The organism is Shewanella sp. DW31, from assembly GCF_015767295.1.
In the GTDB taxonomy this organism is placed as follows: Bacteria; Pseudomonadota; Gammaproteobacteria; order Enterobacterales; family Shewanellaceae; genus Shewanella; species Shewanella oncorhynchi.
This window is the reverse complement of sequence record NZ_JADWMP020000019.1, coordinates 78,905-98,987: the sequence shown is the minus strand read 5'-3', so window position 1 is coordinate 98,987 and position 20,083 is coordinate 78,905. Positions and strand designations below refer to the sequence as shown.

General features: G+C 43.9%; 17 protein-coding genes. 11 read left to right on the top strand and 6 right to left on the bottom strand.

Annotated features, from left to right (window positions below; all coding sequences use genetic code 11):
• Window positions 1–63: 63 nt before the first annotated feature.
• Window positions 64–315: a DUF2999 family protein gene (locus GWI56_RS15785; RefSeq protein ID WP_006083102.1), complete on the top strand. Its 252-nt coding sequence runs from the start codon at window positions 64–66 to the stop codon at window positions 313–315.
• Window positions 316–474: 159 nt separating this feature from the next.
• Here GWI56_RS15785 and GWI56_RS15780 read toward each other — a convergent pair whose 3' ends face one another.
• Together GWI56_RS15780 and GWI56_RS15775 are read right to left on the bottom strand one after the other, a co-directional pair.
• Window positions 475–861, bottom strand: coding sequence for a carboxymuconolactone decarboxylase family protein (locus GWI56_RS15780; RefSeq protein WP_198573438.1), 387 nt, complete (start codon window positions 859–861; stop codon window positions 475–477).
• Window positions 862–977: 116 nt separating this feature from the next.
• Complete coding sequence (locus tag GWI56_RS15775) at window positions 978–1,541, bottom strand: hypothetical protein (RefSeq protein WP_198573437.1); 564 nt, start codon at window positions 1,539–1,541, stop codon at window positions 978–980.
• Window positions 1,542–2,578: 1,037 nt separating this feature from the next.
• Here GWI56_RS15775 and GWI56_RS15770 point away from each other — a divergent pair.
• Genes GWI56_RS15770 through GWI56_RS15755 form a run of 4 tightly spaced genes read left to right on the top strand, consistent with a single transcriptional unit; the run spans window position 2,579 to window position 5,352 of the window.
• Window positions 2,579–2,956, top strand: a complete 378-nt coding sequence (locus tag GWI56_RS15770; protein WP_198573436.1) for a molecular chaperone DnaJ — start codon at window positions 2,579–2,581, stop codon at window positions 2,954–2,956.
• 20 nt (window positions 2,957–2,976) lie between these two features.
• Complete coding sequence (locus GWI56_RS15765; RefSeq protein WP_198573435.1) at window positions 2,977–3,786, top strand: NYN domain-containing protein; 810 nt, start codon at window positions 2,977–2,979, stop codon at window positions 3,784–3,786.
• A 56-nt stretch (window positions 3,787–3,842) separates the two neighbouring features.
• Window positions 3,843–4,751 carry a DUF4747 family protein gene (locus tag GWI56_RS15760; RefSeq protein WP_198573434.1) on the top strand — a complete coding sequence of 303 codons (909 nt, stop codon included), beginning with the start codon at window positions 3,843–3,845 and terminating at the stop codon, window positions 4,749–4,751.
• 1 nt (window position 4,752) lies between these two features.
• The gene (locus GWI56_RS15755) at window positions 4,753–5,352 is read left to right on the top strand and encodes a hypothetical protein (RefSeq protein ID WP_198573433.1); all 600 of its coding nucleotides are present in this window, start codon (window positions 4,753–4,755) and stop codon (window positions 5,350–5,352) included.
• Between the two features lie 830 nt (window positions 5,353–6,182).
• Here the strand turns inward: GWI56_RS15755 and groL are convergent.
• Window positions 6,183–7,820 carry a chaperonin GroEL gene (groL, locus tag GWI56_RS15750; RefSeq protein ID WP_011847850.1) on the bottom strand — a complete coding sequence of 546 codons (1,638 nt, stop codon included), beginning with the start codon at window positions 7,818–7,820 and terminating at the stop codon, window positions 6,183–6,185.
• A 57-nt stretch (window positions 7,821–7,877) separates the two neighbouring features.
• On the bottom strand, window positions 7,878–8,168 hold the full coding sequence (locus GWI56_RS15745; RefSeq protein ID WP_006086113.1) for a co-chaperone GroES: 291 nt from the start codon (window positions 8,166–8,168) through the stop codon (window positions 7,878–7,880).
• Window positions 8,169–8,392: 224 nt separating this feature from the next.
• On the opposite strand from GWI56_RS15745, the gene GWI56_RS15740 reads away from it, so the two are divergent.
• Window positions 8,393–9,760 (top strand): MATE family efflux transporter, encoded by a 1,368-nt coding sequence (locus GWI56_RS15740; protein WP_198573432.1) that lies wholly within the window; start codon window positions 8,393–8,395, stop codon window positions 9,758–9,760.
• 1 nt (window position 9,761) lies between these two features.
• Here the strand turns inward: GWI56_RS15740 and GWI56_RS15735 are convergent, their stop codons facing one another.
• A complete protein-coding gene (locus tag GWI56_RS15735; RefSeq protein WP_113940006.1) occupies window positions 9,762–10,751 on the bottom strand; it encodes a LysR family transcriptional regulator in 990 nt (329 codons plus the stop codon).
• A gap of 128 nt (window positions 10,752–10,879) precedes the next feature.
• On the opposite strand from GWI56_RS15735, the gene GWI56_RS15730 reads away from it, so the two are divergent.
• The 3 genes from GWI56_RS15730 to GWI56_RS15720 all read left to right on the top strand — a co-directional run bounded on the left by GWI56_RS15730 (window position 10,880) and on the right by GWI56_RS15720 (window position 16,734).
• Window positions 10,880–11,962, top strand: coding sequence for an efflux RND transporter periplasmic adaptor subunit (locus tag GWI56_RS15730; protein ID WP_105251364.1), 1,083 nt, complete (start codon window positions 10,880–10,882; stop codon window positions 11,960–11,962).
• A 3-nt stretch (window positions 11,963–11,965) separates the two neighbouring features.
• Window positions 11,966–15,052 (top strand): efflux RND transporter permease subunit, encoded by a 3,087-nt coding sequence (locus GWI56_RS15725; RefSeq protein ID WP_198573431.1) that lies wholly within the window; start codon window positions 11,966–11,968, stop codon window positions 15,050–15,052.
• 695 nt (window positions 15,053–15,747) lie between these two features.
• Entirely contained in the window at window positions 15,748–16,734 is a 987-nt protein-coding gene (locus GWI56_RS15720; protein WP_206766120.1) for a DUF3187 family protein, read from the top strand.
• A 299-nt stretch (window positions 16,735–17,033) separates the two neighbouring features.
• Here GWI56_RS15720 and GWI56_RS15715 read toward each other — a convergent pair whose 3' ends face one another.
• Window positions 17,034–17,630: an FxsA family protein gene (locus tag GWI56_RS15715; RefSeq protein WP_198573430.1), complete on the bottom strand. Its 597-nt coding sequence runs from the start codon at window positions 17,628–17,630 to the stop codon at window positions 17,034–17,036.
• A gap of 225 nt (window positions 17,631–17,855) precedes the next feature.
• On the opposite strand from GWI56_RS15715, the gene cutA reads away from it, so the two are divergent.
• Window positions 17,856–18,179, top strand: coding sequence for a divalent-cation tolerance protein CutA (cutA, locus tag GWI56_RS15710; RefSeq protein WP_113940010.1), 324 nt, complete (start codon window positions 17,856–17,858; stop codon window positions 18,177–18,179).
• A complete protein-coding gene (locus GWI56_RS15705; protein WP_198573429.1) occupies window positions 18,176–20,011 on the top strand; it encodes a protein-disulfide reductase DsbD in 1,836 nt (611 codons plus the stop codon). The genes cutA and GWI56_RS15705 overlap by 4 nt, the downstream gene beginning before the upstream one ends.
• The last annotated feature ends 72 nt before the right edge of the window (window positions 20,012–20,083 follow it).

Below are 20,083 nucleotides of genomic sequence, written 5' to 3'. Positions count from 1 at the left end.
CACTCTGGCAGAACTGTGATAAAATCGGCACCTGTTTAACTTTCATATCAACAAGGTAATGCAATGAATCCCATTATTGCCATCTTAAAAGAACACAACGTCAGTGACGCTAAAATCCAAGAACTGTTTCAAACATTAACCGAAAATCCATTAATGGCGATGGGTACGCTCGGTCAATTAGGTATCCCAGCCGAAAAATTACAACAACTGCTGGGACTAGTGATGCAGAAACCAGCCTTGATCAAAGAAGCCGTGCTTGAACTCGGTTTGGATTTCTCAAAAGTAGAAGCCGCAAAAGCCCAACTGCAAAAATAAGCGCAGACTGTTCAAGTTTGTAGCCATCATGCGCTAGGGGAACCCGCGAAAATCAGCTCCCCTAGCGAATGTTAAAACCACTAAACAGCAAAGTAACTAAATCTCACAGCAACTAAACCTCACAGCCATTGACGCTCAAAATGATCAGTACCAAGTGAGCTAACTGTTTTGCGCCTGCCACTCCTCAATCGCCTCTTTCGCCGCTCGAAAAGCCTCAATCCCTGCAGGCATACCGCAGTAAACGGTGCAATGCAGTAAGACTTCTTGGATCTCTTCAACCGAGCAGCCATTGTTTAGCGCGCCCCGCACATGGCCCTTTAACTCAGTCGGCGCCTTTAATGCCGCCAGCGTCGCTATGGTAATCAAACTGCGCGTTTGCCTTGAGATAGCATCACGCACCCAAACCTCACCCCAGCAATTGGCCGTAACTAAATCTTGCAGCGGCTGCGTAAAATCCGTCGCACTATTGAGCGCCTTATCCACATAGCTATCGCCCATTACAGCACGACGCACCTCAAGACCCTTCTCGTATTGCTCTTCGTTCATCGATGCATCCTTTTTGTTATGTAATTAAGCTATGTGATTAAACTCTGTGATTAGACTTATTGAAACCGCCAACCAATCAGCCCTATATCCTTACCACCTATAACTGATAACTAATGTTAGATTGAGCGCACCCAAGAAACGAACTCTTCGGCGAGTCTGGGAGGGTTACAGGCCTCTGTCTGATCTGCGATCTCGTTATAGTACTCGAGCTCGTGAACTATGATGGGTACAGAACGACCGAAAACGCGACTAACGGTTAAGTTGGAATGGAGTGTAGAAGCGACAACGCATACTGCGGCAACAAATTGCTCGGTTATCTCCTGACCAAGCTCAAGGCAGCGCTCAAAATCGACATCTTCCTCCGCATCACTGTACCCGAGACCGAGATCGGCCACCCAGCGAGCTAAGATATCCGCAGTCTGAGAGTCAGAATCCCCAAAGACGAGGAGTTCGTTTTGAAGCCAGAAGGCATAGTTCCATTTTGCTTCGTCAGAGCTAGAAGCCTTTGGAATCGAAGCATGCCACTCGTCGACTGTGTTATAGCCGACTGTCAGCGTAGGTAGACGGGGATCGTCATATTCGTTGTTGATATAGAAAGACAATGCATAGATCTGCTCCGCCTCAGAGCTTGGTATACTCGCGAGCGCTTCGGTAATCGCACTCTGAAGCGCGGTAATCATTGGGATATTCATACTGGGTTTCCTGCTCGTTTAATGCCGCATTTAGCGAATGAAAATAGTGCATTGTAATTGAGAATAAGAGCTTAACCCACTATTTTTGTTCAGCTTAAATGTCTGCCAATATATTAGAATTCAACCAATTTACCATTAGGATAGTCTCCAATCTATCACACGTAAGACTGCCATTTTTATATAACCCTATGGCCAAGTGATAGAAGCTTGGAATACTCAAAGACACCTATATTTTTATTGTAAATAACTCAGAAAGAAATATGTCTGTCCTCGCTTTCGATCTTATCAAAGGTCGGCAAACTCTTTTGCTGCTCATTTGCGGCTTAACAGCCAAAGTAAATCAAGCTGATGATTAAAAGCACTGTCATTCCAGTGACACGCCATAAACTCATCCATGAGGGCTCGACGACGGCATCTATGCCGTCAACGGTCACTTACATGCCAGTGCTTAATCCAACCAACTATCCAGTTATCTGTATGCCTTTTTACAAGCACACACTCTGCAAATTTAACAATGGATGGCTCGTTAAATTAACGTCTATCGCTTTGGTGTTGCGTGCTATTTGATAAAAAGATGCATATTCCGTCTTTGGTTTACTGGGCAACAACTCACTATTGTCGCTATTCACCATATGCTGTACGCTAGTTTAAATTTTTGATTGATAAACAACACTTAAGCAATTACTTAATCAATCATCGCTAGTTTGGTGTTAGCGAAAATCTCGCTAATAAAATATGGCGATATACAAATGAGTCAGGGAAGATCCGCTCTAGAAAAGCGAACAAGGCAAGGAAAAGCTTTCTATACCTCTCCTTAAAGATGCTCCCCCTCTGAACTAATTGTGATTCAGTTTAAGGTTTTACAAACCACAGACTGATAGCTTTATTATTGTTTTTATTAAAATTTATTGTCTGTATTTGCGGTCTGGTAGCAAGAGCCATGGGCGGTAGCGTGCTTCAATCCTAAGATAAAGCCACCATCACAGACCTGTCCCTAATATCCCCAAATTTATGAAGGAACATAAATGCAAGATGTCATGGTCAATCTTTATGATTGTAAACATTGTTCAGGAACAGGAACTTGTTCCAATGGAATTAATAACAGTTCATGTGAACGCTGCGCAAAACTAAACGAATTACCTATTTGGCGAAGAAGAAATCAATTTGGACTAATATGTGGTTCTTGCGGTGGAATTGGAAAAGCCGAACCTCTAACTGAACGAATTAATAAGAGGACTGCGCCCATCTTAGCAATCATGCTAGTAATGGTCTTACTCACAATCATCAGCCTAGCCGCCTTTTTTGAAAACAAGTACTTCACCGAACTTCTTGCTTTTTCAAGTGCAATAATTGGCTCCATCTGCGGGTACTACTTCTCATCCTTAAAAACGGGTAAAGCATAACCACATTCGTTGGAGTTAAAATGCAGAATAAAGAAAAAATTGCGGTGTTCATTGATGCAGATAACGCGCCAGCCAAGAAGTTTGATGTTGTACTTGCTGAGCTTGCAAAACACGGTCTCATCAGTATTCGAAAAGCTTACGGTAACTGGAAAAGCCCGAACCTAAAGCCATGGGAAGATATCCTGCATGAATATGCCATTCAGCCCATCCAACAATTCGATCTTACCAAAGGTAAAAATGCCAGCGATATTGCTTTAGTTATTGATGCTATGGACATTCTTTACACTAAAGATATAGACATTATTTGTTTAATATCTTCGGATTGCGACTTTACTCCCTTAGTGACGAGAGCCTTAGCTGATGGCAAAACCGTTTTTGGTTTTGGAGAACGTAAAGCACCAGCCGCTTTTGTGAATAGTTGCTCTCGCTTCCTCTACCTCGACGCAGAACCTGTTGTTGTCGCAGAAGAAATAGAGGTGATATCAGAATTAACCCAGCTTCCACCAACGACACCTGACTCAATTAGTAAAACCAAGCAAGTTCAGCCTAAAACCGCCACACCGCAGAAATGTAATTTAAAAAGTGACTCCAAACTGCTCAATATGTTGCGCCAAGCCATAGAAGCAACCGAAGAGGAAGATGGCTGGGCTCAACTTGGCCCAATAGGATCACATATCTCAAATCACAGCTCTTTCGATCAGCGAAACTACGGATTTAAAAAACTCAGCGACCTATTTGCCGCAATAGATCTCTTCGAAATGCGTAAAACCCATGGTTCAGTGCTATGGGTAAGAGACATCAAACGCTCTAAAAAAATAGTAAATAATTAGAAAATTACCATACATAACTTCTAAACTCACCCTTTACAAGAGTAAGTAAAAATAAAATGACAAATATAAACTACTACAACATTCAAGCATTACCTACAGAAAGTGACGATAATGAAATTGGAGTAGACGGATATAGAGAAATTTTTATCACTTTAAAGGAATTATCAAAAAAAGCCATTAGTGAAAAAAACATCGTAGATTTCGCACATAAAATTTGGGGCGACAATTACATTTCTTTTTTTGACGTACGCGCAAACACAAAGTTTGCAAAGGGAATAATAAAAAAATTTAAACATGTAGAAAAAGTACTCGACGTACGCAACAGTAAACAACGCCACAACTCTCAAGGTCTTGGTGCTGTTGAATTATATGAATACATTTTCGTATTTGATTATGAACGACATATTCTTGCTATAGAAAGCGCAAACGCACCTGACACTAAAGTTGTGATTGAGTTTTTAACAAAGCAATTTTCATCAGCAATTGAAATTAATAACCCCAAACATCATCTTACAGTAGATATATTATCTGACCCCCAAAAAATAGGTGAAGTGTTAAAAAATATCCATAGAATAAAAAAAGCAGAAATGCGTGTAACATTCTCAAACTCTCAGGATTGGGCTGATTTTGTCGCAAAAGATTGTCAAGAGGAAATAGAAAATGAGCTAAAGGAGAATAAAATCGTATCCTGTGAGCATACTGAAAAGTCAGCAAAAAATTCCACAATGACATTAAGCAAATATGGTAAGGCATTGGTTGGCCTATCAAAAAAATTTGGTTCAACAAAAATTAAATATTTAGATGAGAATAACAAAGTCGTAACATTCGACTCGGACAACACTGAAAATGCCATATCATTACCAATAAGCTCTTTAGGTGGCAGAAGTCTAAAAAACACATCATACATTACAAACATATTCGAATCGATTAAAGTCGCATGCAAAAGAATATATCAAGAGAATTGAAATGAAAATATACAAAATCCCTATATTAGGGCCAATTATTGACATAGTAAATTCTTATGCTTATAGAGGAAACCCTCAAAGCTTAAAGCATTTTGCGCCTTTTTCTTTATGGATAAAAAGATTATTAATAAATATTTTAATCGCAACTTTTATCGCAATAATTTCAGTAGAAACATCATATTATTATGCAATGGATTTTAAGCCTCAAGACATCAGCCTATCTATTTTCCCATCAATATTAGGATTCGGCATTGGTGTTTTCGCCCTCCTATTTTCAATACCGGAATCTATAATTGATCTTATTGAAGATAAGAAGGAAAATGGCAGCATTGACTTTGATGCCAGAATACTTATTTCCGACATGGCTTATCCCTTAGCTATATACTCAATAATAATCCTAATATCCTCTATTTTAAAACCATTTGGAAGTCAAATATTTTACCTTGATTACATCGGTTCATTTTTATTATTTTATGGTCTATTAATAACTTTAGAGTTGATATATTCAATCTTTAACACTAGCAAACTGATAATGAATAAAAAAATATCCAGTTCGAAAGAAAGGAGAACCCCTCCCAAAAAGAAATGGTTTCAAAGTTAAGTAAAGAATCCGCCGCCTTTGATAACAGTTTTATTTTTCCTCATTAAGACAGAAAGATAGGATAGACATAACCCTTTTTAGATTAACAACCAACACCTAGACAACAGAAGTCCACCTTCACCAAAATTTAACGAGCCATCCATAGTTAAATTCTCTAAAAGGTGTTGCAGTCAAAGATGAGATACAGACAAAGATTGGGCAGGCATAACTCTTTCAGGATTCACGGCCAACACAAATATGCCAGAAATTCACCCTCCCCTGCGAAGTTGCTGAAGGGTGTTGAAGAAAAGCGCGTGAGCGAGGCATGGATGCCTCGCTAGCTTTCGGGGTACAGGATGTACCATCGAAAGCGTTAGCGATTTTCGAATAAGTACGAAGCCACTAACCAATGCATGTAACTTCGCTAGGGGCGTCTTGGAGAATCCAAGGAGGATAGGACGAGCAGTCCTCCTTGGTCGGGTGTGGGGTGAAGCCCCACGACTTTGATTCTGCTTTTAAAAAAAATCAAGAATGATGGAACTGCCTAACCACCAGCAAAAGTATACGATGTTACACTTTTAGTAACTATTTCAGTGCTTAAATCTCAAAAAGTGTAGCTAAGTACACCCAATACTTCCCCAAGTTGCCAGACCAAAAACAAAACCCCGAAACTGTTACCAGCATCGGGGTTTTCTTTTACAAGAACTTTGGTTTGAGGCTTTTAGGCTCCAGACCAGCAAAGTATCTTACGTTGGATAAATCGAGTTAGAACAAGGCGCTTTACCACGACGTTTAGCTTTCTTAAACGAGTGATGAAGCAACGCAGTTATCACCGATTTAGACAAGTAAGATTACATCATGCCGCCCATTCCGCCCATCCCACCCATACCGCCCATATCTTGGCTAGCATTTTGTGGGATCTCAGCAACCATAGCTTCTGTAGTGATCATCAGACCTGCGATTGACGCAGCGAACTGCAATGCACAACGGGTCACTTTAGTTGGGTCAAGGATACCCATTTCTAACATGTCACCGTAAGTGTCATTACCGGCGTTGTAACCGAAGTTACCGCTGCCGTTCTTCACTGTGTTAGCAACAACTGACGCTTCTTCACCCGCGTTAGTGGCGATTTGACGCAGTGGTGCTTCCATTGCACGCAGTGCGATAACCACACCGTGTTTTTGGTCTTCGTTTAATACTTCAACTTCAGCGATCTTAGAAGCTACGCGAACCAGAGCAACACCGCCGCCAGGAACCACGCCTTCTTCTACCGCAGCGCGAGTTGCATGCAGAGCATCTTCAACGCGGGCTTTTTTCTCTTTCATTTCAACTTCAGTCGCTGCGCCAACTTTGATTACTGCTACGCCGCCAGCTAGTTTAGCCATACGCTCTTGCAGTTTTTCTTTGTCGTAGTCAGAAGTTGACTCTTCAACTTGTTGTTTGATTTGGCTTACACGAGCAGCAATTTGTGTTTGCTCGCCGTTACCATCGATGATGGTGGTGTTGTCTTTAGTGATCACAACACGCTTAGCTGTACCTAAATCTTCCAACGTTGCTTTTTCAAGCTCTAGGCCGATTTCTTCAGCAATAACAGTACCGCCAGTCAGGATTGCTACGTCTTGCAGCATTGCCTTACGACGATCACCAAAGCCAGGTGCTTTAACCGCAGCCACTTTCACGATACCGCGCATGTTGTTCACAACTAAAGTTGCTAATGCTTCGCCTTCAACGTCTTCAGCAACGATAAGCAATGGCTTACCGGTTTTTGCCAGACCTTCAAGGATAGGTAACAGTTCGCGAATGTTAGAGATTTTCTTGTCTACTAACAGTACGAATGGGTGATCTAATTCAACGCTGCCCGTTTCTGGCTTGTTGATGAAGTATGGAGATAGGTAGCCACGGTCAAACTGCATACCTTCTACTACGTCCAATTCGTTTTCTAACGCTTGGCCTTCTTCAACTGTGATCACGCCTTCTTTACCGACTTTTTCCATCGCAGTTGCGATGATTTCGCCGATAGATTCGTCAGAGTTTGCAGAGATAGTCGCAACTTGTGCAATCGCTTTTGAATCTGCACAAGGTTGTGATAAGGCTTTTAATTCAGCAACTGCAGCGATAACGGCTTTGTCGATACCGCGCTTCAGATCCATTGGGTTCATACCGGCTGCAACGGCTTTTAAGCCTTCAACGACAATGGCTTGAGCCAGTACAGTTGCAGTAGTAGTACCATCACCGGCGGCGTCGTTGGCTTTAGAAGCAACTTCTTTCACCATTTGCGCGCCCATGTTTTCGAATTTGTCTTCTAACTCGATTTCTTTGGCAACAGAAACACCGTCTTTAGTGATCAGTGGTGAGCCGAAGCTCTTGTCTAATACCACGTTACGGCCTTTAGGGCCTAAGGTCACTTTTACTGCGTTTGCGAGAATGTTTACGCCAGCCAGCATTCTTACGCGAGCGTCATTACCAAATACAACTTCTTTAGCTGCCATCTTGATTATCCTTTAAATTTTTAATGATTAATTGGAATGTCGAATTGATGCTGAGGATTAACCCACTACTGCCATCAGGTCAGCTTCCGACAGGATCAAGACTTCTTGACCGTCGATTTTTTCTTTCTTAACGCCGTAACCTTCGTTGAAGATCACCACGTCACCCACTTTGACATCCAGTGGCTTAACTGTGCCATTTTCTAAAATACGGCCATTGCCCACAGCAAGGATTTCACCGCGAGTTGATTTTTCAGCGGCGCTACCGGTCAGTACTATGCCACCCGCTGATGTTGATTCAACTTCTAGACGCTTAACGATTACGCGGTCATGTAATGGACGAATATTCATCTATGAACTCTCCTAATGATTTGATGCCCTACAATCGAGCCTATTTGTGATTAAAAAAACAGACACCTTAGTCTGCTCTTTTGCTGTCTGTGATATGGGGCTGACAGTGTCGAGATCCAAGGGCATTTACAAAAAAAACTTCAATTTTTTGATGTCGGTTTTTTCAAGTCCGCACAATCCTGCTAGAATCTCGCCTCCGCTCGCTAACAAGGCACTATTTTTCCATGAAAGACAGACACGGGCTGCTCACCGCGCCAATTGGTCGTGTACTGCTCAACATGAGCCTCCCCAACTTAATTGGCATTATGACCATTCTAGGTTTCAGCCTCGCTGACACTTTTTTTATCAGCCAATTGGGCACTGAAGCCTTAGCCGCCATCAGTTTTACCTTTCCGGTAACCTTAGTGATCTCTAGCATCGCCATTGGTATTGGCGCTGGAGTCTCGACCAATTTAGGCCGACTGTTCGGTTCGGGTAATGCCCACAAGGCCAAAGTGTTCTTGCATGATGCCTTATTGCTCACCTTTGTCTTGATCGCCAGTTTAGCCGCACTGGGTAGCATTTTTATTACGCCATTGTTTCGCTTACTCGGGGCAAACGATGACAGCTTGCCGCTGATCCACGACTATATGATTTACTGGTATGTCAGCGCACCGCTGCTGGTATTGTTGATGGTAGGCAATCAAGGCTTACGTTCCACTGGCGACACCCGCTCGCCGGCGATGATCATGGCGCTGGCGGCACTCATCAATCTTATCCTCGATCCGTTACTGATTTTTGGTATTGGGCCATTTCCACGTTTAGAAATCCAAGGCGCCGCAATTGCAACCCTGTTCGCTTGGTTGATTGCCTTATCTTTGTCGGGATATTTGTTGATTGTCAGGCGCAAAATGCTCGAATGGACCGCCTTTGACATAGACAGAATGCGCGCGAACTGGAGTAAATTAGCCCATATCGCACAACCCGCCGCCTTGATGAATTTAATCAATCCACTAGCCAATGCCATTATTATGGCCATGTTGGCGCATATCGATCACAGCGCCGTGGCAGCCTTTGGTGCCGGTACTCGGTTAGAGTCAGTGCTATTAATCGTGGTGATGGCACTGTCGTCGAGTTTAATGCCCTTTATTGCGCAAAACTTAGGGGCAGGACAGCCACACAGAGCGAAAGAAGCCCTGCTGTTATCGATAAAATTTATCTTTATTTTCCAAACCTTACTCTATATCCCACTGATCTTTTTAGCCGAGCCTATCGCGCATTTATTCAGTACCGATCCGCAGGTTATCGAATGGCTGAGTTTTTATATCTTAGTGCTGCCCTGCGCCTACGGACCTTTGGGTATAGTGATTATTGTCGCGACCTCCCTCAATGCCTACCACAGGCCTATGAGTTCATTAGTCATCAATCTGTGCCGCTTAGTGCTGCTCATGCTGCCGCTAGCAGCCTTGGGATCGTATATAGGTGACGTTAAAGGCCTGCTGCTCGCGCTACCTGTGACCAATATTTTGATGGGAATTGCCTGTTACTGGCTGGCGCAGCGGATCTGTGAGCCCACAAAGATCACGACCGCAAACGCCATTAGCGAGGGGTAAACTAGCTTGATTTTTTAACGGGAAAGCGCAACACGTCGTCTGAAAACGCTCCCGTAGAGGCTTTGCAGGATCGACGTGGGCCTTGCTCACTCATGTTGATCGGCACGCCATTTGGCACTAACTCTTGCATGATATAGTCGATAAAGCGTCGACAGGCTAAACTCACGTAACGTCTTGATGGATAAGCTAAGAAACACTCGCCTTGGTGGGGCTGGATTTCAGGTAACAAAGTCACTAACTCACCGCTTTGTACATATTCATCCACGACTTCAGCAGGCGCATACACTATGCCGCGTCCTTGCAATCCAAACTCAACCGCCACTTCAATACTGTTGGAGCAGAAATTACCTCTGACTCTCACCTCTTGTTCTGAACCGATAAATAACTCATTAAAAATTTTGCCGTTGGATAAACGGAACATAGACACATTATGCGCTTCAATCTCTTTCGGTGTTTTAGGTGTACCGTGTGCCGCTAAATATTGCGGACTGGCGTAAAAACGTAAGTCAGTGGTAAAAATTGGCCGCACCACTAAATCTAAGGTATCCAACGCAGGCTCGACTACAAAGGCCACATCGAGATTATGTTTCACCATATCAACGGATTCTGAACTGCTGATGACTTCTAAGGTGAGTTTAGGGTGCATATCCATAAAGCGGAAAATGGCCTGCATCAAGATTTTCATGCTGTGGATAGGGAACATTTGAATGCGCAAATGCCCGCTGATCTCAGCATCGTCATTGGTCATTTCGAAGAGGGTTTCGTCGAGCTGAGCCAAAATATTCTGCGAACGCTGGTAAAAATGGCTGCCCGCAGAAGTGAGCGTCATAGAGCGGCTCTGACGGTGGAACAATTTAATGTTCAGCTCATCTTCCAAGGCTTGCAAACGTCGACTCACAGTCGATTTAGGTAAGTTAAGTAAATCCGCCGCTTCAATCAAACTACCGGTTTCAGCAATTCGGTGGAATAACGCTAAGTCCTCTGTCTTCATTTTGACCTTAAGTTCAATCTCATTATGTGGGACTGATAATCCCAAAGTATCCCGTTTATTGCAACTAATTTAGCTGGTATCTTCGCGCCCAGAAATGCTGACAATTTGTTAACTAGGAAATCTCCACCATGAAATCATATCGACTCTTGCCGCTGACAATGCTGCTTCCAGCCCTGATCAGTGGTTGTTCGCCTGCGGAAAGTTCAGTGCAAGTGGCAACAATTCGTCCGGTTAAACTGTTTGAAGTACTCAATGTAGAAGACGGAGATTTCAGAACATTTCCAGCCCGCGTTGCCGCCAATAGTCGCGCAGAATTGTCGTTCCGCATTTCAGGACAATTAACAGAATTAGCATTAGTTGAAGGGCAAAGAGTCACTCAAGGTAGCTTACTCGCAAAACTTGATGACAGGGACGCCCACAATAATTTAATGACCCGCGAGGCGGAGCATGAACTGTTAGCCGCTGACTTTAAACGTAAAGTCGAGCTACTCAATCGCAAGCTGATTTCACAATCTGAGTTTGATAGCACTCAAGCGCAACTCAAATCGGCCACCGCCGCCTTAGCCGCTGCACGCGATCAACTGAGTTACACCCGTTTAACGGCACCTTTTAGCGGTACAGTCGCCAAACGTTTAGTGGATAACCACCAAATAGTGCAAGCAAACCAAGGGGTATTAACATTACAAAACAATAATTTGCTCGATATTAGCATTCAAGTTCCCGAGTCGATGGCGGCGGGTTTGAAGCAATATACCGATCAAGCTCATTTTACAGCTAAGGTGCGTTTTAGTGCCTTCCCCGAGCAAAGTTTCGATGCCAAATTTAAAGAATACTCGACTCAAGTCACGCCGGGCACCCAAGCCTATGAAGTGGTGTTTTCGTTACCTCAACCTCAAGATATTCAGTTACTTCCAGGAATGAGTGCCGAGTTGACCTTAGCCTTAGTCAAAGATCCTAGTGCCCTCGCGTCAACGGTAGTGCCAGTGACCGCTATCGATAAGCGCGACCAAGATGGCCAAGTGCAAGTGTGGATTTATCAAGCGCAATCGGGAGAAGTAAAACCGACGATGGTGACGCTAGGACGCGTCAGTAATCAAGGTGTTGAGATTTTAACGGGCGTCAACAAGGGCGATCTCATCGTCAGCGCTGGAGTGTCTCAATTATCCGATGGCATGAAAGTCAAACCACTACGCTGGCAGCGTGGGGTGTAATTGATGAACATTGCAGAGTATTCGATACGCCACAAAGTCATCAGTTGGATGTTTGTGTTGCTGCTACTCGTGGGTGGTGGCGTCAGTTTTACCGGTTTGGGGCAACTAGAATTCCCCGAATTTACCATTAAAGAAGCTTTAGTGATCACGGCTTATCCCGGTGCCTCGCCTGAGCAAGTTGAAGAAGAAGTGACATTACCGCTCGAAGATGCCCTGCAGCAACTCGACGCCATTAAGCATGTGACTTCAATTAATAGTGCGGGTTTATCACAAATCCAAATCGAGATTAAAGAAAGTTACGATAAAACCAGCCTGCCGCAGGTGTGGGATGAAGTGCGTCGTAAAGTTAATGATGCTGCGGGAAACTTGCCGCCGGGCACAGCAACGCCAAAGGTGATGGACGACTTTGGCGATGTGTATGGCATTTTATTTAACCTTTCGGGACCTGATTACAGCAACCGCGAGTTGAGCAATTACGCCGACTATCTGCGCCGCGAGCTAGTGCTAGTACCTGGAGTAAAAAAGGTTTCTGTTGCTGGCAACGTCACTGAGCAAGTCGTAATTGAAATCTCCCAGCAAAAGCTGTCGGCACTGGGGTTAGATCAGAGCTATATCTATGGTTTAGTGAACAATCAAAACGTCGTCTCTAACGCGGGCAGCTTAGTGATTGGCGATAACCGTATCCGCATTCATCCCACGGGCGAATTTAGCAATGTGCAGGATCTCGCGCGTTTGATCGTCAGCCCTCCGGGTAGCTCTGAGCTGATTTACCTTGGCGACATTGCCAATATTGAAAGGGATTATGACGAAACCCCTAACGTGCTTTATCACAATAAAGGTGAAGCAGCATTATCGCTGGGGATTTCTTTCTCTAGCGGTGTGAATGTAGTCGAAATCGGGCAAAAGGTCAGTGACCGTTTAGCCGAGCTTGAATCACAACGCCCAATCGGCATGAATTTAGCGACGGTTTATAATCAGAGTCAGGCGGTAGATGAGACAGTTAACGGCTTCTTAATCAACCTAATGGAATCCATTGCCATAGTGATCGCCGTGCTTCTGCTGTTTATGGGATTGCGCTCAGGTCTATTGATGGGCCTGATCTTACTGCTGACGATTCTAGGCACTTTTATCGTGATGAAAGTGCTCGGGATTGAGCTACAACTCATCTCCCTCGGCGCACTCATTATTGCCCTCGGTATGTTGGTCGATAACGCCATTGTCGTTACTGAAGGCATTTTAATTGGTATCCGTCGCGGTAAGACCCGCTTAGAAGCGGCCAAACAGATAGTGTCCCAAACCCAGTGGCCGCTATTGGGTGCGACTGTGATTGCCATTATTGCCTTTGCCCCCATTGGCTTATCGCAAAATGCCGCCGGTGAGTTCTGCCGTTCTTTATTCCAAGTGTTGATGATTTCACTGTTTATCAGCTGGATCACCGCCATCACACTCACGCCGTTTTTCTGTCATCTGTTATTTAAAGATGCGCCGAGCGATGAAGAAGCCCAAGACCCCTACAAGGGCTGGTTCTTCAGCTTATATCGCACAAGCTTGATTGTAGCGCTGCGCTTTAGACTGGTGAGCATACTGCTGGTTGTGGCCATGCTGTTCAGCGCTGTGGTGGGCTTTGGTCATATCAAGAATGTGTTCTTTCCTGCTTCTAACACGCCGATTTTCTTTGTGGATATCTGGATGCCAGAGGGGACTGACATCAAGGCGACCGAGCATTTTACCGCTGATATCGAGAAGTTAATGCTTGCGCTGGACGAGCAAAAAGACGTTGGGCTAAAACACTTAACAACCGTTATTGGCCAAGGTTCGCAGCGCTTCGTACTGCCCTATCAGCCAGAAAAAGGCTATCCCGCCTTTGCCCAGTTGATTGTAGAAATGCAGGATTTAGACGCAGTTAAAGCCTATATGCCAGAATTAGAAACCTTGTTAAATCAACGTTTCCCACAGGCACAATATCGTTTAAAAAACATGGAAAACGGCCCTTCGCCCGCCGCCAAAATTGAGGCACGCTTTTACGGTGATAACCCAGAAGTGCTGCGCGCTTTAGGTGCCCAAGCCGAGGCCATTTTCCACGCCGAACCGAGCATGGATGGCATACGTCACAACTGGCGTAATCAAGTGCCGTTGATCCGTCCGCAACTGGAAAATGCCCAAGCGCGCGAAACAGGGATCAGTAAGCAAGATCTCGACAATGCCCTATTGGTTAACTTTAGCGGTAAGCAAATAGGTTTATACCGAGAAACCAGCCACTTGCTGCCCATCGTCGCCAGAGCGCCCGCCGAAGAACGTTTGCAAGCGGACAGCCTATGGAAGCTGCAAATTTGGAGCAGCGAACACAATACCTTTGTGCCTGCCACCCAAGTAGTTAGTAGCTTCAACACTGAGTGGGAAAATCCGCTGGTGATGCGCCGCGATCGCATGCGCATGCTCGCTGTGATGGCCGATCCTAAGCTTGGTAGCAATGAAACCGCCGATTCTGTACTGCGCAAAATCAAAGACCAGGTCGAAGCGATCAGCTTGCCCGCGGGTTACCGCTTGGAATGGGGCGGTGAATTTGAAACCGCAGGTGAAGCACAAGCGTCGGTATTTAGCTCAATTCCCTTAGGTTATCTGGCGATGTTTTTGATTACCGTATTTTTGTTCAACTCAGTGCGTCAGCCCTTAGTGATCTGGTTTACTGTGCCACTGGCATTGATTGGGGTTTCAGCGGGACTCTTGTTGTTCGATGCGCCCTTCAGCTTTATGGCACTACTCGGATTACTGAGTTTGTCGGGCATGGTGATTAAAAACGGTATTGTCTTGGTCGATCAGATCAACCTCGAGCTCAGTGAAGGTAAACCAGCCTATTTTGCCTTAATCGACTCCTGTGTCAGCCGTGTTCGTCCAGTGATGATGGCCGCAATAACCACTATGCTCGGGATGATACCGCTGATCCCCGACGCGTTTTTCGGTTCTATGGCGATTACAATTATTTTCGGTCTAGGCTTCGCTTCTCTGCTGACGCTCATCGTACTGCCAGTGATGTACAGCCTAGTATTCAATATCAAAGCGACGGCAACAGGAGGTCAATCACCCAGCTAACCTGCTCCGCATTTTATCCAAAAACGCTTCCCGGCGCGGCCGGTCAGTCATTCGTGGCTGGCTGGCCATTTCATTTTTGATCTATTGCGGTTTGAGGGACAATTTAAACAAGCACATCCATTAGATAAACAAGTTTGGCAAACTGAGATTGGTCTTTAATTACGATAACTAATATGACTGATAAATAAATATATTAATTAAAAAACATGAACTATCAGTTCCATATTTTCACCGCTAATACGGGACAATTACCTGTTACACACATTTACACGAGTAAATAGCAGCGGTATATTTAGTGCTGATTATTCATTTACAATGCCATCTGAAATACCACTACCTATAACTAACAACATAAACAATGTTATTGCTTTGTTAGCATAATAATTTATGTTTGAGAAACATCATGAAATTACGCTTTGATAGCGTCCAGACAATGAGTAAACAGACAATATTACTGGCAGTTATTAGCACTTTACTAATACTCACTACAATCCCGTTTATCTGTAGGTCATTCTGGCTCGCACTTGTACTATTATGGTATGTTTTTTGTAGTTTTTAATTCTAAAATTAATTATAAATCTGTCTAATCAAAAACTTTATTGCTTCAAACAGAAAATTTTCAGTCATTTATACATAACATCAGCCTCACTACAAAACATTGCTTTTAATAGAGATTAGCTAAAAAAGAGTTTTCGATGAAATATGCAAAGAAAATTTTATTTGTGACTATTAGAGCACCTCTAATTTATACGGTAATATTTTTACCGAGTACTTTCGCAGAAAATATCAATTATAGTCATTATGGGCCACTTCGTGTGCATGCCCAATCACCTACACAGGCGGGTAGCTTAACGCCTCTACTTCGTTCAGGATTTGCACTGCCTGAAGGGAAAAAAGAGGTATACGGATCTGCAACAGTAGCAAGTGTATGGGCTGAAACTGACGATTACTATGCTGACTATTATCATAATTCTCTTAATGGCGGAATAAAGTGGCAACTCACTAAAAAATGGATGTTTGATACTAATTATAAGTGGAGTTTTAGTGGGGATAACCATCTTGACTCAGTCACTATCTGGTTTCATGATGCATTTGGTGTGGGTCAAAATGGCCGCGACAATACAATCAAAGACAAAAACCAAATATTTTCAAAGAATGGTATAAATCAACCTGATCTTTCTGGCGATACGCTAACGAATGCCCTAAATTTCTATTTAGAATATCAATTGCTTAGTGAGGATAATTATGGTCTATCAATAGGTGGCAGCTTATATTACAACCATGTTAACTCTGGCCCATTTGTAGATAACCGTTTTGAACAAGCATTACAGCTGAATTATAGCTATACATCTGGAATGCATCATTTTTACTCCACTACAGGTATAAGCTTTAGACAAAATGATGAAAGTCTATCTGGATTAGACTATAAAGATCATGCAGTAATGTTATCTTTAGGTTATGAGTATTTAATGGGACGCCATGGTTGGCTTATTGAATTACATCACTATGAAGGTTTACTCAAAACAGATAATGACTTTTCAAAACCTTCTCACGAAGTATTTCTAGGCTATAGGTATTATCTGAATAACAGTGCAATTGAATTTACTATCGTCGAAAATCTACTCAACATGGACAACAGCACTGATATTGCTTTTTCTCTTGGGTACAGAGTCATGATTTAAAAATACCTTACTTTATCGCATGAATGCGATCAAAAAGCTTTTCTCTAATATCATGTTCACTCTTATGCTGAGTGAGCGGGTTATTAGGATTGGAGTTTTTTAAGAGTGAAATGGCGATTACGGGGGATGTGAACCAGCGGCACAGGTCAGATTGATTCAGTGGGCCACTGGTATCTAAAGGATATTAGGGAGAAAACTCAAGCGAATAAACGCGATAATCAACTGAGTTAATCCAATAACAAACTAACTCAACAAGCGACTGAGACAATACGAGACTAATACTAATACTAATACTAAAACTAAGGCTTAGGATCTTTATCCTGTTCTTTGTCCTGCGCTTTATCAGAGAGTTGATGGCTAGCGGGTTTGATATCACTTGGATCGACTTTATGTTCAAAGTCTCCCTCAAACACATTACCGTCTTTTTTCACACTATCATCAAATGGCGCTTGGTCAAATGGGTCCTGTGGCTTAGGCCCAAAGGGGCCTTGGCCCGCTTGAAAGCCACCGTGCATTGTGCCCTGTAAACCGGCAACAACCCGTAACTGCATGCGTTTGAACAACAAGGCAGCAATGGGGCGACGGGTTAATGGCGTCAAGAATAATAGGCCAATGCCATCGGTCACAAAACCGGGGATCACGAGCAAGATGCCTGCCATAGCTAACATCATACCTTCAACGATTTCTTGCCCCGGTGCTTCACCGCGGGCGAGTTTTTGTTGTACTTGCATTAAGGTGTTTAAGCCTTGGCTGCGAACCAGAGAGACCCCGAGCACGGCGGTAAACAGCACTAAACCTATGGTAGTCCAAGTGCCAAGCACTTCACCCACACGGATCAGCACCGACAGCTCTATTACTGGGATCAGCACAAAGAGTAAAAAAATAATGAAAAACATACCGACCTCAGGTTTATCTGACTATCTCTGTAAACTAAATGGGGGTTATCCGGTCTTAATTCAAGTCAGGATAACCATTAGGACGAAGTAAGGGAGCAAAACACTGATATTTAGCTCACCCTTTTGTTAACCCGCTAATGTATGAGACCATTAAAACACGTAAAGTAGCCTAACGGAGTTGGCTTAAGCGAACTTTAAGATTCTTAAGAGACGATACCTAACACCATGCAGCATCAGTATTTAGTGGTTAGCACTACCTGCCCCGATGAAGTACAAGCCAATACCTTGGCCCGAGCTTTAATTGAGTCGCGTATTGCCGCTTGTGTTCAGATTTCCGCCCCGATACGTTCAATTTATGCTTGGGAAGGAAAAATCTGTGAAGAGCAAGAATTTAGCTTACAGATTAAATGTTTACAAAGTCGATATACAGAGTTAGAACAACTTGTGCTTAGGCTTCACCCTTATCAAGTACCCGAAATTATTGCCGTGCCTGTGACCCACGGGCTACCAGCCTACTTAGATTGGATAAAAGACAACACTCAGCCATGAAAAAACTACTCAGCCTTATTTTCACTTCTTTATTGCTTATTGCACCCTTAGCTCATAGTGAAGGGGTTTTCGGTAACAAATTCGACTTCATGAAGGGTGAGCCTGAATTGATGCCTGTCGATCAAGCATTTGCCTTCGATTCCAAGCAAGAAGGTAATCAGGTCAAACTCAATTGGGTGATTGCCGACGGTTACTATATGTACCGCGACAAGCTTAAATTTAGCGTCAATGGCGCCGAGTTAGGCACGGTCGCTCTACCAAAGGGAAAGCCCCATGAAGATGAGTATTTTGGTAAGCAAGAAGTCTATTATACCTATGTCGATATTCCCGTTGGTTTAAAACAGGCCGATGAAAATGCTACGCTCACAGTGACCTTTATGGGTTGTGCCGAAGGTAAATTGTGTTATCCACCGACCAAGCATGAAGTCGTTTTAAAGGCGATAGCAGCCAACGATGGCTTAATTGCAGGCGCCGAATCAACCACAACGACTGAGCAAACCAGCACTGAGCCAAGCACTGCCGATAAAGCCAATACGCAACCCATTACTCAGCAAGATACCCTGAGCCAAATGCTGTCGAACGACAGTTTAATTTGGACTTTAGTGATTTTCTTTGGTCTAGGTGTCGGTCTGGCATTAACGCCCTGCGTATTCCCTATGTATCCGATTTTGTCGGGTATTATTGTCGGCCAAGGGCAAAAACTCTCAACCGCAAAAGCCTTTACCTTGTCCATGGCTTATGTCCAAGGCATGGCAATCACTTACTCTATCTTAGGGTTAGTGGTCGCATCGGCGGGACTAAAATACCAAGCGGCATTACAACATCCTGCCGTATTAGTCGTACTCGCGATTTTGTTCTTTGTGCTCAGCTTATCTATGTTTGGCCTATACGATTTGAAACTGCCATCGAGCTGGCAGGAGAAGATGAACTCAGTCTCGAATAATCAAAAAGGCGGCAACTTAGTTGGCGTGTTCTTAATGGGCGTGATTTCTGGCCTTGTCGCATCACCTTGTACTACCGCGCCGCTGTCGGGTGCACTCGTTTATGTGGCGCAAACCGGCGACCTACTCCAAGGTTTCTTAGCCCTGTATGTACTCAGCATGGGTATGGGATTACCTCTACTGATTATCGGCACCTCAGGCGGTAAATTATTACCGAGAGCCGGCGCTTGGATGGATATCATCAAGACTATCTTCGGATTCCTGCTGATCGCTGTATCTATCGTGATGCTTGGCCGTATTTGGACAGGCGTAGTATCCGATGTGCTTTGGTCACTGTGGGGCGTAAGCTTCACCGGCTACTTGATGCATCAGAACAAACTCAGTGAATTTAACTGGAAACAAACTGTACGTTCAGTCCTATTAACGCTGGGGCTACTGGCGAGCTTCTCCTACGGATTCCAAGCTGTGATGGGACACTTTGGTTTTAATAACAATTCCGTAGGCACTGCGGCGACGACCGAAGAAGTCCATGGCTTTAAACGCATTAAATCCATTGAAGATCTTGAGCAAGAAATTGCAGCCGCTACCGCCCAAGGTAAGCCTGTGATGCTCGATCTGTACGCCGATTGGTGTGTTGCCTGTAAAGAGTTCGAAGCCATCACCTTTAAAGATGCCGACGTGTTAGCCCGCATGAATAAAATCGTGCTGCTACAAGCGGATGTGACTAAGAGTGACAAGGTCGATGTGGCCTTACTCGAAAAATACAATGTGCTTGGTTTGCCTACGCTGTTGATGTTTAACGAACAAGGTGAGCAAAGGGAAGATTTACGCGTGACTGGTTTTATGGGCCCCAAAGATTTTGCAACCCATTTAGATCATCTCGTGAAATAGTGACGATTTAGGCTTAGACCAGCGGAGTGATTTAGTTCGCGCGTGTTTTAACGGCCAAGTGTATTTACCGCA